The 15,859-nt window shown below is 55.2% G+C and carries 12 protein-coding genes and 1 pseudogene; 5 read left to right on the top strand and 8 right to left on the bottom strand.

Features of this window, described 5'->3' with window-relative positions; translation table 11 throughout:
• Positions 1-342: 342 nt before the first annotated feature.
• A complete protein-coding gene (locus B7L15_RS10965) occupies positions 343-1,179 on the bottom strand; it encodes a hypothetical protein (RefSeq protein WP_085919018.1) in 837 nt (278 codons plus the stop codon).
• A 1,036-nt stretch (positions 1,180-2,215) separates the two neighbouring features.
• Between B7L15_RS10965 and B7L15_RS10955 the strand changes: the two genes are divergently transcribed.
• The 3 genes and pseudogenes from B7L15_RS10955 to B7L15_RS10945 all read left to right on the top strand — a co-directional run bounded on the left by B7L15_RS10955 (position 2,216) and on the right by B7L15_RS10945 (position 5,891).
• Positions 2,216-3,502 (top strand): IS701 family transposase, encoded by a 1,287-nt coding sequence (locus B7L15_RS10955; protein WP_441316953.1) that lies wholly within the window; start codon positions 2,216-2,218, stop codon positions 3,500-3,502.
• A 79-nt stretch (positions 3,503-3,581) separates the two neighbouring features.
• Positions 3,582-4,469 (top strand): annotated as a pseudogene (locus tag B7L15_RS10950) (aromatic amino acid lyase); the annotation flags it as partial.
• A 75-nt stretch (positions 4,470-4,544) separates the two neighbouring features.
• Positions 4,545-5,891, top strand: coding sequence for a Na+/H+ antiporter family protein (locus tag B7L15_RS10945; RefSeq protein WP_085919015.1), 1,347 nt, complete (start codon positions 4,545-4,547; stop codon positions 5,889-5,891).
• 221 nt (positions 5,892-6,112) lie between these two features.
• On the opposite strand, the gene B7L15_RS10940 is transcribed toward B7L15_RS10945, so the two are convergent.
• Both B7L15_RS10940 and B7L15_RS10935 read right to left on the bottom strand, forming a co-directional pair.
• Positions 6,113-6,697, bottom strand: coding sequence for an exopolysaccharide biosynthesis protein (locus B7L15_RS10940; protein WP_085919014.1), 585 nt, complete (start codon positions 6,695-6,697; stop codon positions 6,113-6,115).
• Positions 6,698-6,910: 213 nt separating this feature from the next.
• Positions 6,911-8,863, bottom strand: coding sequence for a diguanylate cyclase (locus B7L15_RS10935; RefSeq protein WP_085919013.1), 1,953 nt, complete (start codon positions 8,861-8,863; stop codon positions 6,911-6,913).
• A 199-nt stretch (positions 8,864-9,062) separates the two neighbouring features.
• On the opposite strand from B7L15_RS10935, the gene B7L15_RS10930 reads away from it, so the two are divergent.
• Entirely contained in the window at positions 9,063-10,034 is a 972-nt protein-coding gene (locus B7L15_RS10930) for a GlxA family transcriptional regulator (RefSeq protein ID WP_085919012.1), read from the top strand.
• A 114-nt stretch (positions 10,035-10,148) separates the two neighbouring features.
• Entirely contained in the window at positions 10,149-11,087 is a 939-nt protein-coding gene (locus tag B7L15_RS10925) for an ABC transporter substrate-binding protein (protein ID WP_085919011.1), read from the top strand.
• Here the strand turns inward: B7L15_RS10925 and B7L15_RS10920 are convergent.
• The 5 genes from B7L15_RS10920 to B7L15_RS10900 all read right to left on the bottom strand — a co-directional run bounded on the left by B7L15_RS10920 (position 11,084) and on the right by B7L15_RS10900 (position 15,728).
• Positions 11,084-11,905, bottom strand: a complete 822-nt coding sequence (locus B7L15_RS10920) for an alpha/beta hydrolase fold domain-containing protein (RefSeq protein ID WP_085919010.1) — start codon at positions 11,903-11,905, stop codon at positions 11,084-11,086. The two genes, B7L15_RS10925 and B7L15_RS10920, sit on opposite strands and share 4 nt — an antisense overlap.
• Positions 11,906-11,947: 42 nt before the next feature.
• Positions 11,948-12,403, bottom strand: coding sequence for a thioesterase family protein (locus B7L15_RS10915; RefSeq protein ID WP_085919009.1), 456 nt, complete (start codon positions 12,401-12,403; stop codon positions 11,948-11,950).
• Entirely contained in the window at positions 12,403-13,356 is a 954-nt protein-coding gene (locus B7L15_RS10910) for an L-carnitine dehydrogenase (protein ID WP_085919008.1), read from the bottom strand. The genes B7L15_RS10915 and B7L15_RS10910 overlap by 1 nt, the downstream gene beginning before the upstream one ends.
• Positions 13,353-14,246 carry a 3-keto-5-aminohexanoate cleavage protein gene (locus B7L15_RS10905; protein ID WP_085919007.1) on the bottom strand — a complete coding sequence of 298 codons (894 nt, stop codon included), beginning with the start codon at positions 14,244-14,246 and terminating at the stop codon, positions 13,353-13,355. Before B7L15_RS10905 ends, B7L15_RS10910 begins: the two co-directional genes overlap by 4 nt.
• Before the next feature lie 177 nt (positions 14,247-14,423).
• Positions 14,424-15,728, bottom strand: coding sequence for an L-fuconate dehydratase (locus B7L15_RS10900; RefSeq protein WP_085919006.1), 1,305 nt, complete (start codon positions 15,726-15,728; stop codon positions 14,424-14,426).
• Positions 15,729-15,859: the final 131 nt, after the last annotated feature.

The raw sequence follows: 15,859 nt of genomic DNA, 5'->3' as shown, positions 1-15,859 counted from the left end.
ATTCGATCTCGGTATAAATGAACTCCGCATGTTGGTGCTTGGTTAATAGGACCATATCCAAAAGCTTATTCCGTATCGGCGTAGATGACCCGCTTGGCGAAGTTGATCTGTACGGCTTCGTTGTAGCGTTACGGACGCTTGGCTCCGTCGCCGATTTACAAGAGGTGTACTGAGACCCCAGTTGGCCAGCTCTCAGGGAAATCGACTACTTGCTCTTTGACCCTAGTTTTACTATTCAAGCTACACCAATTTCGTCCAGTGAGTCTCTCGTTGCTATTGCTCGACCCATTCTCAAAGCGGTTTTGCAGTATTCGAGCTTAGCATAACCCTATCGCTGTATTATTAGGTAAGTTCAAAACCTTCCGTGTCTAAGAGGTTGTCATCTATCTCCAGCGTATCAAGCGTATATGTCGATTTTTGACTCATTGTATCTGTCGTTTTCGTTGCTGTGAATCGAACAGGCATATTTTTAAAAGCTGCCTCACTAATGATTGTAAGAAGGTCCGGGTGAGCCACTTTGAATTTACGGACATCTCCAGTTTTTTGTAAGCACTCCTGGACTGTCAGAATATATGCTTCATTCCGGCTGTTTGAAAACCCATCGGCTAATCCAGCCCCGTCAATGGAGGTAGACGTTGTAGCCCGTTTTTCTGGTGTCATAAATTCACTATCAACGCATAGAAGAGGAGTGTTCTCTGGAGCGTCGATTAGGCTAAATCCATCTGGGATTTTCGTATTTCCCCATTTGGTTAAAAATAGCTCTTGTCGCTCGTCTAAAGCTTCAACCTTTTCTGCATCTAGCCAAGGCACAGCTTGCTGTTCTTGAAATAGATCGCCGTCTGGCAGCATTTTTTGAACGATATGGATAGCTAACGATCGAGATTTTTGTATTATTTCTAATGTTGTTTTTTTATCCAGTGAGGCCTCTAGAAAGAAGACGACACCAGCGTTTTTTGGGGTGTGGTCTGTTCCGAATATGACATGGTCATGAAGAATGGAGACGCCGTATGTGGTGCCGATTTCATTGTTAATGGTTGAGGAAACATAGCTGACAAGTTTGTTTATCGCAGGGTTGCTAATTTTGTCTTCATAATATTCAAGGTGATTCTCATGCACGCTTTTAATGGCGGCTGAGTTGGCGGCAAGGATGAATATTTGGTTTTCTTTTAACTGCGACACGACTTCCCCTTTATCGTTTTACTGGATGTGTAATGGTGTAAACTGCTAGCGCTATAGTCTAGGTAGCTATAAATACAAAATCTTACCTGATGTTATGCTAAAATGCCTAGTAAATTTTTCATAGCTTGGGCGAAAACGGCCTGTTTAAAAGAAAGGTGCTTATTATCGTAGTCAATAGTTTTAGCCATGGGAAAAGGTGTTTGCTCTTGGTAAGATAAATTGTGAAAAGAGAGTGATCTTTGGGCGTTTACTGAACGTGGCCTGCTTGACATCTCTCCCGCAGTTGGTTCTAGTGACGAACATAACGCTCATCGGTTTAGCTGTTATCAGCTGAAATTAGCAGCGATGTATTACAGTTTTAAAACAGCGCTGGACGATGCCTAGCTAGCATCGGATTTTTTTATAACGTATAGCTCCATGGTGTCGAATGGGAGTCGTGCGTTTGTAGAGTGTAACGTTTATTCGCCGACACAAAATTTTAGCTTTCGTTACCTTAAAGGTCGTTCTTCTCCTTTTTTAGATACTCCTTAGCCTATCTTCTATGATTGCGGCTGGAAAATAAATAAATCAGTAAAGAGCAAAAACGAGATTAAGCATAACCACCTTTGCGGATGTGGGTGAGGTATGCGATTACGTCGTTAGCCCTGCCCCGCATAATCAGTTGTTCGGCTGTCAGTCCCCCTAGGGCAGAAATTGTATATGTTTGATACCACGTCCATGCCCCGGTTCGAGAGCCCGCCCAAGGTTCGACCAGGTCCAATATGGTTTGAGTTAGCTTTGCTCGTTCCTCCCCGCTTTGGCGGTCGCGGTAGCGGGCCCAAACCAAGCCGGCCCCAAACAGAAGTAGGGCGGCACACAGGATGCCGATAGGAAGAAGAATAGCCAAAACATCAGGCGATAAAGGCTGCATTTGTAGACTCCTCTTCGATGTTTGGGGTGAGCCTTATGACTTTTTTAGACGATACCTAGTACTACTGTGTCATAAATAGATATGTTATCAATACGTATTGTGTCATCTGTATAGCGATTTCGCATGATGGTTAACGACGCACTTCACGACCGCTTCGAGACGTATCTTGATGAGTTAGCCCCTCGGCTAGGCCATGCTGATCGGGTACAGGGGTTCCAGAATTACTGCCGTGGTTTGATGCTGCCGCTGGAACGTAAGAGTATCGAGCCCATCGCCGCTAGTGTCGATCCAAATAACGTTCAGGCCTGTCATCAGTCCCTACATCACTTAGTGGCTCGCTCTGGATGGTCTGACCGAGAGATGCTCTGTGGCGTGGCGCAGCAGGTGCTACCCTATTTGCTCCCCCCCGATACGACGCCTTTTTGGATTATCGATGACACCGGTATTCGCAAGAAAGGACAACATTCGGTAGGCGTTAGTCGCCAGTACTGCGGCGAGATTGGTAAACAGGACAATTGTCAGGTGGCCGTTAGCCTATCGGTGGCGACCGAACAGGCCAGCCTGCCGGTCGCGTGGCGGCTCTATTTGCCAACCTCATGGACAGAGGATCCGGCGCGCTGTCGCCGTGCTGGCGTGCCAGAAGAGATCGAGTTTGCCACCAAGCCGGAGATCGCCCTCCAGCAGGTGCGCGAGACACTGGAGGCCGGTATCACGCCTGGTATCGTGCTAGCCGATGCAGCTTACGGCAAGGTGACGCCTTGGCGAGAACAACTTGCGGAATGGGGCTTGAGTTATTGCGTTGACGTGCCGGAGGGGATCAGTGTCTGGCCGCCCGGCAGCGAGCCTCTGCCCCCGCAGTGGTCCGGCCAGGGGCGGCCACCGACACGGTGGCAGCAGACCACGGAGCATCACCCCGTGTCGGCACAAACACTGGCCGAGTCGCTGGATGCCAATGACTATCAGGACATCACTTGGCGGGAAGGTACCAACAAGCCGCTGTGCTCCCAGTTTGCCGCTGTCCGAGTGCGTGTGGCGCGAGGCCAGCAAAAGCGCGAACCGGAGTGGTTGCTGATCGAGTGGCCTCAAAGCGACGCTGTGCCAGCGAAGTATTGGTTAAGCAATCTGCCGGAAGATACGTCACTGACCACCCTGGTGGCGACAGCGAAAGGACGTTGGCGCATCGAACGAGATTATCAGGAACTCAAGCAGGAGTTTGGGCTGAAGCATTACGAGGGGCGCAACTGGCGGGGGTTTCACCACCACGCCACTCTTTGTACGGTCGCTTACGGTTTTCTGGTCATGGAACGCCTACGTTGTGGGGATCAAAAAAAAATCAGACCATGCCAAGCAGTTGCCGTACCCGAAGGCGACTGGTCGCGGGGTCATAAAACGCGCACAACGCCACGTGGTTAACTCCATCGCTACCCTGCGATGGGAGCTACATCAGGCGATCATGATAGCGCTAGGTAGTAGATCACGATGTTTATGACACAGTAGTACTACTGTGTGTGGTTCGTTGACGGTTGAGGCCACTCTTGGGTCGCGCTCGCCCTTTGACGCGCGTATTCACGAGGTACGTGGCCAGCGTGGTCAGATCGACGCCGCGGCAGCCTATCGTCACCTGCTCGGCGATGGCAGTGCCATTGGCGATTCTCATGCTGACTGCGACAAAGTTCAAGATCCATACTCTTTGCGCTGCCAGCCCCAGGTGATGGGGGCAGCACTGACCCAGATTCGTCATGTTGCCGAAGTGTTGGCAGCCGAAGTCAACGCTGTCTCAGATAACCCGCTGGTGTTTGCTGAGAGTGGCGACATCCTTTCCGGGGGCAACTTCCACGCTGAACCGGTTGCCATGGTCGCCGATAACCTGGCGCTGGCCATCGCTGAGATCGGCTCGCTGAGCGAGCGTCGCATCTCGTTGATGATGGACAAGCACATGTCCCAACTGCCACCTTTCCTGGTTGAAAAAGGCGGCGTTAACTCCGGGTTCATGATCGCCCAGGTGACGGCGGCAGCCCTCGCCAGCGAGAACAAAGCACTTGCGCACCCTCACAGCGTTGACAGCCTGCCAACTTCAGCCAACCAGGAGGACCATGTCTCCATGGCGCCGGCGGCTGGCAAACGACTATGGGAAATGGCCGACAACGTGCGAGGCATCCTTGCCATTGAGTGGCTCTCTGCCTGCCAGGGGCTCGACATGCGTCACGGCTTGAAGAGCACTGAGATGCTAGAGCAGGCCAGAAAGCTGCTACGCGACCGGGTTAGCCACTACGATCAGGACCGCTTCTTCGCGCCTGATATAGAAGCTGCCAGCGACTTGCTAGCGTCCAGAACGCTGAGCCACTTGCTCTGCTCTGGCATCCTGCCAAGTCAACACTAACTAGCATCTCCCTCCCCGCGGCTACAGGCTTCGGGGATTACCGCATTCAATTCCAACGACAAGAGTAGCTTTTTTATGAATGCTATCGTTTTGGCCATTTTGGTGATGGTCAGTCTCAGTCTTGCCCGAGTTTCCGTCGTCTTTGCTCTCATTGTCGCGACATTGGTAGGTGGCCTCTATGCTGGCATGCCAATCAACGACATTCTCAATGCCTTTAACGACGGCCTTGGAAACGGTGCTACCGTGGCGCTGGCTTATGCAGTGTTGGGGGCTTTTGCTGTCGCGCTCTCTCGTTCGGGGATTACAGAAGTCATGGCCAATCGGGCTATTCGCCGCTTTCATATCAACGAAACGGGTAGTAGTAGGCGCATGGTGACTTTTACTTTGCTGGCGGCTCTGCTGGCAGCTGCGGTCAGCTCTCAGAACCTTATTCCAGTGCATATTGCGTTCATTCCTGTGCTGGTGCCGCCGTTACTGAAGCTGATGAACCATCTGCAGCTCGACCGCCGACTTGTTGCCTGCGTGATTACGTTCGGCATTACCGCCCCCTACATGCTACTGCCAGTAGGGTTCGGCGCTATCTTCCTCAATGACATTCTGCTCACCAATCTCAACGAAAGCGGTGCCGAATTAGGGCTGGAAGTAACACGCCAGATGGTGCCCATGGCCATGGTGATTCCCATTGGCGGCATGGCATTAGGCCTTGCTGTGGCTGCGCTGTTTAGCTATCGCAAGGGCCGTGACTACGAAGATCGCGATTTGGCGCATGGCGAAGAGTCCCCCGCCGAGGCGGCCCAGCACCTCAAACTCTGGCAGAAGGTGGTATTGGCTATCTCGCTTGTTGGCACGGTAGCAGTGCAGTTGTACACCGGTTCGATGGTGCTCGGCGGTATCTTCGGTTTTGCTCTGCTGTCGCTGAGTGGTGTTTTTCGCTGGCATGAGCAGGATGGCATCTTCACTGAAGGTATGCGCATGATGGCTTTGGTGGGCTTCATCATGATTACCGCGGCTGGCTTTGCCAGCGTCATGCAGGCAAGCGGTGAAGTTGAAGCATTGGTGAGTAGTTCCACTGACATCATCGGTGACAACAAGGGGCTGGCGGCGTTGGTCATGCTGTTAGTGGGGCTTTTCATCACCATGGGCATTGGTTCGTCATTCTCGACGATCCCTATCATCGCATCTCTTTATGTACCGCTTGCCCTCAACTTCGGCTTCTCGCCCCTGGCGACCGTAGCCCTTGTGGGAACCGCCGCAGCCCTGGGGGATGCCGGTTCTCCAGCATCAGATTCAACGCTAGGCCCAACCGCCGGTCTCAATGCCGACGGCCAGCACGACCACATCTGGGACAGCGTGGTACCGACCTTTATCCACTACAATATCCCACTCATTGTCTTTGGCTGGGTCGCTGCGATGATGTTGTGAAACTATCGTGACTTCTGCAGCAGCGATCCTGCTGGCGATGGAATAGAAGAGCCGGGGCTGGTGATCCAGCCCTGGTTATGGCTCTGAAGCAGAAACAGGGAGAAATGGCGATAGCAGTGAGTCAGGGCAGCACTATGTCGGATGGGTTAGGTGTTTCACTTGCTTATTGATACCGCCCGGTTTCGAATATTCTGCGACTCTCCGCTCATGTCGAAGAGCCGTCACAGAATGTTGGCAACGATAAGTATGAGAGTTGCGCTGAATGCCCCAAGAGCCAGCAGTACCAACAAGCCGTCATGCACGACGAGTGCCAGTCCTAGCGCCAATAACGCCAGACCAGCGGCCGAAGATGAAAATGGCACCAGCTCCATAAATGGCATGCAAAGTCCGACGACGATGCACAGTGAGGCAATCCCATAGCTACCGCCGTTACGAACCAGAAATGTTAACCTCGGTTTGAGAACGCGGTCGATGCTGCGTGCAGGCTTGTTGAGCCAATGGAGCGCTTTTTGAAGCTTGCGGCGCTCGATGGAACGGTTGAGAATAAAGTGTGGCAACCAGAACTGTTTTCGGCCGATGAGCATCTGTACGGCGATTAGCAGCACGAATGACCCCATGAAGATGGACATGCCGGGTAAACCGCTTAGCGGCGAAAACAGCGTGATACCAATCAGCATCAGCAGCGGCCCAAAAGAACGCCTGCCAATCGACTCGACAACCATCCCGACTGAGACCTGGTCGTTGTCGTGCGTCGATTGACTAACCCGGTCGATTAGTTGTTCAAGGCTTTGCAGTGGTTGGGTCATCAAAGGTTTCCATTCCATGTAGAAGTCAAGCGCCCGACGCACTGCTTCGGGTGACTAAAAGTGTATGAGAAGCTGGGACCACTTTACTGATCGCAGAATTCCCCAGACCCTCAAGATAATCTGGCCTCAAAGCAAATTAAGCTGTCGCTAGCAAAACGTCATCGGGAAGAATTGATGGCTGAACGGGAGGGCGAATCATTCCAAACTCAGTCATTACCTCTCTTGAAGAACAATACGATTCCGGCCCGCAGCTTTAGCTTCGTAAAGGCCGTTGTCGGCACGTTTGATAGCGGCCTTTAAGCTCATTTCGCCACTGGCGACGTGCGTTACGCCGAAGGAAGCGGTGATGGCAATGGTAATCGGTACGTCGTCTTGCTCAAGGGGCACTTGAGTCTGCTCCACGGCAACTCGAATGCGCTCTGCCACTTGCCACGCTTTCTCCAACGGAGTGTCAGGCAGCAAGATGGCGAATTCTTCGCCGCCTACACGGCACAGAAGATCTTCATGGCGCAGCAATCCTTTAATGACATCGGTAAAGCGTTTAAGCACTTCATCGCCGGCGTCGTGACCGTATTCGTCGTTGATGCGCTTGAAATGATCAATATCAATGGCGATGAGAGAGATAGGCGTCTGGTGCCTTGAGGCACGTGATATCTCGACGCTGGCCTGCGCTTGTAAGTAGCGCCGATTGTAGACGCCGGTTAACGGATCCGTCATGGCCTGGGCGCGGAGCTTTTCTTCCAGTTGCTTGCGCTCGGTAATGTCAAAGACGGTGGCGTTTGAGTACTTGAAACGATCTTTTTCCAGATACCCGACGGCTTGAATGACCACTTGGCGCTCCTGGCTATCGGTGGCTATCAGTGTGCATTCTGCCTCGCCCTGGCGGCCTGCTTTTACGTCCTGAAAGGCGGCATCAAAAGCGGACAGTGAATCTGGCGAAATAAAGTCGCGATAGCAACGCTTGCCGATAACATCGCGGGTTAAGCTCAGCCAGTCGAGTTCGGTCTGGTTCATTTTAAGGATCACGCCATCGGCGTTCAGTGAATGGTAACCACAGGGGGCGTTTTCATACAGATTGCTGACTTCGGTGGCTTGCTGCTGTGCCTGACGACGCAGCTTGCGCTGTTGGTGACTGCTTATTGACCAATAGATGCCCAGCGCCACCGCCGTGGAGTAGGTGAGCAATAAAAACCAGACAACGATGGCTTCATCTTGCAGCAGCGACTTCCAGGTGGGGGTGGGTAGGCTAACCCCCAATACCCAGGGGAGAGTGTCGTCCTGGCTAAAAATGCGTCCTGTTAGCCCCTCGTAGGCTTCGCTACGTATATCCAAACGCTGAAAACGTAATAAATGGTCGCCAAGGGTGAATGCCCCTTTGTCTTGCTCGGTCACAGGTTGCCATGGTTCGGCGGCCAGTTCGGCGTAATTGTCACCAAACCTGATCATCGGCAGGCGCTGGCTGCCTTCCGTGAGAAGCCAACCGCCCTGGGCATCCGCCAATAGAACGCCCGCCTCGGGATCAATGAGCATGGCCTGTTGGACGGCCTCGGTGAGGTGCTGCCAGTTAAGGCTCAACAGGACCATCCCCTGGCGTTCGCCTTGATCGTCAAAAATAGGGGTGGCGACATTGACGACCGGGACCACTTCACCACTGAATAGCTCGTATTGGAGGTTGTGACCGGGTGGGGAGATGTAGAGATCTCGGGCAGACAGCTTACTGGCGGCTTTGAAATAATCGGTACTGGCATGATGATGGTCAGTAAAGCGAGGGTCGGAGGTAATCCCGACCGGGGCACGCAGGACTTCGTTGCCCTGATTATCGATCAGTATAAGCTTGGTGTAGCGCGGGTAGTGTTCGATCAGCGTCGATAAAAAACCAGTCAACTGCGCCGACGTCGAATTGTCGACGTCTTCGTCGATCTCGCCTGTCATGTGAGCCTTGATGACCGGCATCTCGGCAACCGCGAGCGCGTAACTGAGCGTCTCGTTAATATCGCGTAACAGGGTATCTTTGCCCACCTGCATAATGGCGCGAGTTTCTGCACGGATGCTTTCCTGGCGGGTTTCCAGGTGCACACGCAGTACCGGCCATAGTGTGGCGGTGACCAACATCAACGGTAAGGTTACGGCCATCAAGAGGCGCGCGTAAAGGCGCTGTCGAGTCAATTGTGATTCCTGTGATTATTTTAAAGAGCTATCGTCTTTAATATATAAAGTATACGTCAAGGGCCGATAATCTGATATGCGAGAAAGCCAGCATGCCGGGGCTATTTAATCGTTTGCCAATCGTTGCGGAAGAAACGTCAAATGGCCGATAAATCGCTTTTCTTTCCAGTGTTTAAATGTACTGAACGTGAGCATTGTTATGCGTCTTAGTTACCATGGCCCGACACCCGAAATGGTAGGGTTTTTATTGTTGCCACAGTTTTCCATGATGGCTTTTTTTGCGGCAGTCGAGCCACTGCGTATCGCTAATCGCATTGCCAGCCGCCCACTGTTCGACTGGACCTTGATTAGTGCGGATGGCGGGCCAGTAACGGCGTCCAACGGCATGACGCTCATGGCAGACCAAGCGACCCGAGAGGTGCATCACTTGCCATCCCTGGCAGTATGCAGTGGTTTTACGCCCGAGGCGCATCTCACTCGGCCATTAATGGCGTGGCTTCACCAGTTGGATCAGGCGGGCTGCTGTTTGGGCGGCATTGATACCGGCGCGTTTCTGCTCGCCGCCACCGGGTTGTTGAAACGCGAACGGGTGGCGCTGCACTGGGAGAGTCTGCCGGCTTTTCGCGAACGCTTTCCGGGTATTGATACCACCGATGAACTTTATGAGCTTGGCGAGCGGCGTTTTTCCTGTGCGGGTGGGGCGGCGGCGATGGATATGGCGCTGGAGGTAATCGCGCGACGGCATGGCGCGAAGCTGGCCATCGATGTTTCCGAGCAGCTTATTCATGACCGGATTCGTACCCGCAGCGACCAGCAGCGCATGGCACTTGTCAAGCGGTTAGGTACCCACAACCGGCGCGTGGTCGAGGCGGTGGCGCTGATGGAGCAGAACCTTGAAGAGCCGCTCACCCTTGAAGAGGTGGCAAACCGAGTAGAGGTGTCGGTGCGTCAGCTACAGCGACTGTTTGAACAGGAATTGAATGCCACCCCGCGTCAATGGTACTTGCAGCTGCGCATTAAACGCGCAAGGCGCCTGCTTGCCGAGACCGATCTGGCGGTCTTGGCGGTGGCCGTGGCCTGCGGGTTTAGTTCGTCGTCGAGCTTTGCGCGTGCGTTCCGCACTTATTACGGCGTTTCGCCACGGCAGGTACGTTATTCTGACACAGAATAAAGACGCCAGACGCCTGAAAGTCGCTTAATGATTAATAAATGTCGCCTTGTGGTTAGTAGTGGAGTGGGAGCCGCGCATACTGGCAGAACCTAATCAACAAGAGGGTTTAGCCAGATGCCGACCACTATCAAATCAATGTCGTTAAAAGCGGGTTTTTTACTTACTGCGTTGACCGCTACACCTGCTATGGCGGAACTCGACGAGCTGCGCTTTGGGGTACCGCCGTGGCCAGGTGTCACCGTGAAATCCGAAGTGGCGGCCCAACTGCTCGAAACCATGGGTTACCAGACGCGGCAGCAGGATCTAGCCGTGAGTGTCATTCTTGAAGGCTTGTCGAATAACGATCTTGAGGTCTATTTAGGCGGCTGGTACCCCGTGCAGACCGATATGGTCGAGCCGTTGGTGGCTGACGGCAAAGTTGAGAAAGTGGTTTCGAACATCAGCGGTGCCAATTCCGGGCTGGTGGTTCCCCAGTACGTTTATGATGCTGGCGTCACGACGGTCGCTGAACTGGCAGAGCATCACGACCGGTTTGACGGTGAAATCCAGGGTATTGAAGCGGGAACTGGCATAAACGAGGCGATCCTCAACGCCATCGATAACGACCTTGCCGGCTTGGGCGATTGGCAGCTTCGCGAAAGCTCGACCTCGGCGATGCTTGCCCAGGCTGAGCAAAAAATGGCCGATGAGGAGTGGGTGACGTTTGTCGGCTGGGAGCCTCACTGGATGAACGTGAGCTTCGACTTGGCCTACTTGGCCGATAGCGACGACGCGGGTGTGGCATCAATTGAAAGCACCGTATGGACCATTACGCCGGCCAGCCTGGCGGACGAGGCGCCCGAGGTTCACCGTTTCCTGTCGCAGTACGTGATCGATATCGAGGACCAGAACGAGTGGGTGCATGAGTACAGCTACGAAGAGCGCCCGGCGGATGAAGTCGCGAACGAGTGGATAGGCAACAACCTGGATACCGTTGCCCAGTGGCTGGAGGGCGTTGAAACCCGTGAGGGCGAATCCGCTATTGAGCAGGTGCGGGCCCAGTTCGGCTCTTAACCAACAAGGCGATGCTTGAGCGCATGGCAAAACGCCTGCCATGCGCTGCCCATATTGGGCAGCTGTGATTGGGCGTGCAGAGCGCCGTGTACCATCTGCGGCGCACAGCGATAGCCTATTGAGGCACCCGCTTCCTGCCAGTTAGCGACTGCGGTTTCGATGGGCCGAGTCAGCGGATCGTGTTCGACTGTCAGTACTTCGATGCCCGTCGCAGGTGGCGCAAGATCGCGCTTGGCGGCGCTGATCTCTGGGCAGCGTTGGCGAAGGCCTAGTATATCGTCGCGTGAGAGCAGCGGCGCATCCTTCCCGAGACACCCAGGTGATAGCTCGCCAACCGTTGGATAGATCAACCCAAGCGGTGGGGCCTTAATCAACGGGTGGGCAAGATCGATAGCCAGACGCCCGCCTGCGCTGTCACCTACCAGCGCAATGGGCTGTATCGCTTCGAGCACCGTTTGGCAGTCTGCTAGCATGGCAGGGTAAGCGACTTCAGGCGCAAGCCGGTAGTTGACGCTTACCACTTCTCGACCCAGCGCACGGGCCAGGCTGGCGGCGGGGCCATGGTGGCTTTCGATCGAGCCGATGGTAAAGCCACCGCCGTGTATAAACAGCACACACCCCGGTAGACGATGCCTGGGGATAAAATGGCGAACATCGATACCATCAACAGTGCCGTCTTTAATCCGCATACCGGCCGGATCAGAAGGGGCGAAGGTTCGGCAAAGAATGTCATAGGCGTGCCGTGCCCGGGGTAATGGCAGCGCTTCCATCGCCTCCAGTTGTGCACTAAAACGTTGAATAAAGGCATCTATATGCATAGCGTTTGCCTTTCCCGCATGACCTATCCTGTCTTGTAACCCCTAACGACGTATGCCGATAGTGCGCCCTGCAAGCTCCGGCCACAGGTCTTTATTAGCCTGAGGAAGCTTTGCCACGCAGTTCTCGACCGGCTTTGGAAATGCAAGGGGGTGTCCTGTCGCTTTTTCCATGCCCATCAGCATCTGTTCGCTGGAAGCGAGCAGGTTGTCTTCGTCATCGAACATGGCGAAAAACACATGCAGGCGTTTGGCATCGCTATCCAGTAGCGTCAGGTCGACACTTAACGGTTGGCCTTGATGTGCCTCGCGGCGATAGCAGAGGTGGGTTTCCAGCGTGTAGATCGTGTAGCCGTAGTGTTCCCGGCCTGCTTCGTCGAGTCCTATCTGGTCGATCAGCGCTTCACAGGCCTGGGAGAAGACGCGGGCGTATGCCGCGTCGTTCATATGCCCATTGTAGTCGACCCACTCAGGGGCGACTTGGGTTTCATGGATGATCATTAAATGCGTCCTTTTAAGCCCTCGGCTTCCGGCCAGTACTTGTGGACGACCTCAAGCAACTCGACCAGAAAGTCATCGCGACGCTTGTCCAGTGTCGCCACCGAGCGCCCCGCGGCTTGATGTTCACAGCCTTCTACCACTTTATCAATCAATTCGTCGGTAAGTTCCGGGGCTTCAAGCTTGGTCCAGGGCAGTTTTAACGCCGGGCCGAACTGTTCCAGCATATGCCGCATGCCTGGCTCACCACCCGCCAGGTGGAAGGTTAAAAACGTACCCATCAACGGCCAGCGTAGTCCACAGCCGTAAACCACGGCCGCATCAATCTCTTCGGTGGTCGCCACGCCATCGTTGACCAGATGCAATGCTTCCCGCCACAGCGCTTCCATCAAGCGGTCGGCGATATGGCCTTCAATTTCACGGCGAACCACCAGCGGGCGCATGGCGAGTGACTGATAGCGTTCCTGGGCAGCGGCAATCTGCTCGGGCTGAGTGGCGTCACCCCCCACAAGTTCCACCAGCGGCAGTAAATATACCGGGTTGAAGGGGTGGGCGACGATCACGCGTCCGGGTGTCTTTTGGCACTTTTGCTGCAGGTCGGTGGGCTTGAAGCCGGAGGTTGACGAGCCGATGATGACGTCCGGTTCGGCAGCAGCGTCAATGGCCGCTAGGATTTCTTGCTTAAGCGGTAGACGCTCGGGAACGTTTTCCTGAATCAGGTCAGCACCGTTCACGGCCTCTTCAATCGTCGCTACAAACGTTAGCCGCTCAGGGCTGGCATCAGGTGCCAGGCCGAGCTGGGTTAATGACGGCCAGGCGTTGTCGATAAATGAACGGGTGCGTTCCGGCGCTTTGGGGTCTGGATCGAAAGCGACGACCTCCCAACCCTGGGCGAGGGCGCGGGCAATCCAGCCGTTGCCAATCACGCCGGTTCCAATCACGGCTAAACGGCTCATGCATCACCTCCTGATGGATGGCGTAAGCTCAGGTGGGCGCGGGTTTCCGCAGGCGTCATGACCCGGGCGCCGAGGTTCTCGATAATGGTTGAGGCTTTCTCCACCAGTTGGCCGTTGTTGGCCAGTACGCCTTTCTCCAGAAACAGGTTGTCTTCCAGGCCAACTCGGGCGTGGCCACCCAGCAGCACCGCCTGAGCGACCATGGGCATCTGATGGCGACCAATACCGAAGGCCGCCCAGTTGGCGTTATCCGGCAGCTTGTTACGCATGGCCAGCATGGTTTCGGTGTCGGCTTCGGCGCCCCAGGGGATGCCCAGGCAGAGTTGATAGAGAGGGTCATCGTCGATCAACCCCTCTTGCTGAAGCTGACGGGCAAACCAGACATGGCCCAGGTCAAAGCACTCAAGCTCTGGTTTGACGCCGGCGGCTTGCACCAAACGAGCATGTTCGCGCAGCCAATCGGCGGGGTTCACGTAGACCATGTCGGCAAAGTTGAGGCTGCCGCAGTCCAGGGTGCACAGCTCAGGGAGCAGCTCACCCACCGGTGCGTGACGTTCAGCGGGCGTCTGTATATCGGTGCCTGGGCCGCCGCGGGTGGGATCGCTTACATCCGGTATCCAGTCGCCGCCGCCACCGGCGGTGATGTTCATGACGATATCGACATCCGCCTCTCGCACACGCTCCATCACCTCACGGAATTGCTCGGTGGAATGGCTGATGCCACCGGTTTCCGGGTCGCGCACGTGGATATGCGCGATGCTGGCCCCGGCGCGGGCAGCCTCGATGCAGGACGCCGCGATGGCCTTGGGCGTAATGGGTACATTGGGGTTTTTAGTCGTGGTATCACCCGCGCCGGTAACGGCGCAGGTGAGGATGACATTGCGGTTCATGGCGCGCTCTCTAATCAGCGGTTTATTCGCTGACTAGTGTGTCGCGGTGGATAAAAAAAAGTTGTCGTGAAGCGTCGTTCACTATACATAATCTGCCTAAAATACTTGGCGCGTTTTGTCGCCCGCCTTGAATGCGCGGTCAGGCGTCAGGCTGATCTAAAAACCGCCCCGCACCCTTCAGCTTTCTTCTTGCCAGGCAGCGCCATCAGGGAAACGGTGTCTGGCAAGCGAGTCGTCATGCATGGTGATGCTATAACCGGCGGCAGTCGGCACCTGGTAACGGCCTTGGCGAACGACGACCGGATCGACGAAGTGCTCGTGTAGATGGTCGACGTACTCCAGTACCCGGCCCTCGAGGCTACCCGACACGGCGATATAGTCGAACATCGAGATGTGCTGGACGTATTCGCACAGCCCAACGCCACCAGCGTGTGGGCAGATCGGCACACCGAACTTGGCGGCCATCAGCACCACCAGGATGACCTCGTTCAGCCCGCCCAGTCGCGCAGCATCGATCTGGCAATAGTCGATGGCGTCGGCTTGCAGGAGCTGCTTGAACATCACCTTGTTATGACAATGCTCGCCGGTGGCCACGCCAATCGGCGCGACACGGTGACGTATCTCGGCATGGCCCAGGATGTCATCCGGGCTGGTGGGTTCTTCGATCCACAGCGGGTCGTACTCCGCCAGGCGGCGCATCTTGGCCACTGTCTCATCGACTTCCCATACCTGGTTGGCATCCATCATCAATACGTTGTCCCAGCCGATCTCCTCGCGCAACAAGGCGGCGCGCCTTGCATCTTCGTCGAGATCGCCACCGATCTTCTGCTTGAAGTGCGTCCAGCCCTCGGCCAGGGCCTCGCGAGCCAGTTGGCGGACCTTGTCGTCGGTATAGCCGAGCCAGCCTGCCGAGGTGGTGTAGCCGGGAAAACCATCACGACGCATTTCGGCTTCCCGCTCGGCCTTGCCGGGTGCCTGCTTGCGCAGCAGGGCAATGGCTTCTTCCGGCGTCAAGGCATCGGTGACGAAGCGGAAGTCGAGGCAGCGAACGAGCTCTTCAGGACTCATGTCGGCGAGCAGTTTCCACACCGGCTTGCCTTCGCGCTTGGCCCACAGGTCCCAGACGGCGTTGACCATGGCGGCGGTGGCCAGATGGATCGCACCCTTGTCGGGGCCGATCCAGCGCAGTTGGCTATCGCCGGTGATCTCACGCCAGAAAGCACCCATGTTGGCGGTGATCGTCTCCAGCGAGCGGCCCTCAAGGAGTGGAGTGAGTGAGCGAACGGCGGTGACCACGATCTCGTTGCCGCGGCCAATGGTAAAGGTCAGGCCATGGCCCTGGGGGCCGTTGTCGTCATCGGTGTGCAAAATTACGTAGGTGGCTGAGTAATCAGGCGCGGCGTTCATGGCGTCCGAGCCGTCGAGCGAACGGGAGGTCGGAAAGCGTATGTCCTGGACCTCAACGCGAGAAATGGTGGTCATGATGGCGTCCTCATGGTCGTTGGCATTGGTGAGTAATGCGAATGGCTAAGAAGGTGAACTGGCATCTGGCCAACTTTCACCTATCATGCAAGCAATGTCATGATGTATGAAAGGTATGCCATAAACCCTAA

Origin of the sequence: Halomonas sp. CSM-2, from assembly GCF_002119345.1 — a bacterium.
GTDB classification, from domain to species: domain Bacteria; phylum Pseudomonadota; class Gammaproteobacteria; order Pseudomonadales; family Halomonadaceae; genus Vreelandella; species Vreelandella janggokensis.
Note: the sequence above shows the minus strand (reverse complement) of the source record. Positions and strands in the feature narration are given on the sequence as shown.

Bases quoted from the DNA above. Each gene is read 5' to 3' on its own strand.
- B7L15_RS10955 (WP_441316953.1), top strand. From the start codon at position 2,216: ATGGTTAACGACGCACTTCACGACCGCTTCGAGACGTATCTTGATGAG.
- B7L15_RS10945 (WP_085919015.1), top strand. From the start codon at position 4,545: ATGAATGCTATCGTTTTGGCCATTTTGGTGATGGTCAGTCTCAGTCTT.
- B7L15_RS10940 (WP_085919014.1), bottom strand. From the start codon at position 6,697: ATGACCCAACCACTGCAAAGCCTTGAACAACTAATCGACCGGGTTAGT.
- B7L15_RS10930 (WP_085919012.1), top strand. From the start codon at position 9,063: ATGCGTCTTAGTTACCATGGCCCGACACCCGAAATGGTAGGGTTTTTA.
- B7L15_RS10925 (WP_085919011.1), top strand. From the start codon at position 10,149: ATGCCGACCACTATCAAATCAATGTCGTTAAAAGCGGGTTTTTTACTT.
- B7L15_RS10920 (WP_085919010.1), bottom strand. From the start codon at position 11,905: ATGCATATAGATGCCTTTATTCAACGTTTTAGTGCACAACTGGAGGCG.
- B7L15_RS10915 (WP_085919009.1), bottom strand. From the start codon at position 12,403: ATGATCATCCATGAAACCCAAGTCGCCCCTGAGTGGGTCGACTACAAT.
- B7L15_RS10910 (WP_085919008.1), bottom strand. From the start codon at position 13,356: ATGAGCCGTTTAGCCGTGATTGGAACCGGCGTGATTGGCAACGGCTGG.
- B7L15_RS10905 (WP_085919007.1), bottom strand. From the start codon at position 14,246: ATGAACCGCAATGTCATCCTCACCTGCGCCGTTACCGGCGCGGGTGAT.
- B7L15_RS10900 (WP_085919006.1), bottom strand. From the start codon at position 15,728: ATGACCACCATTTCTCGCGTTGAGGTCCAGGACATACGCTTTCCGACC.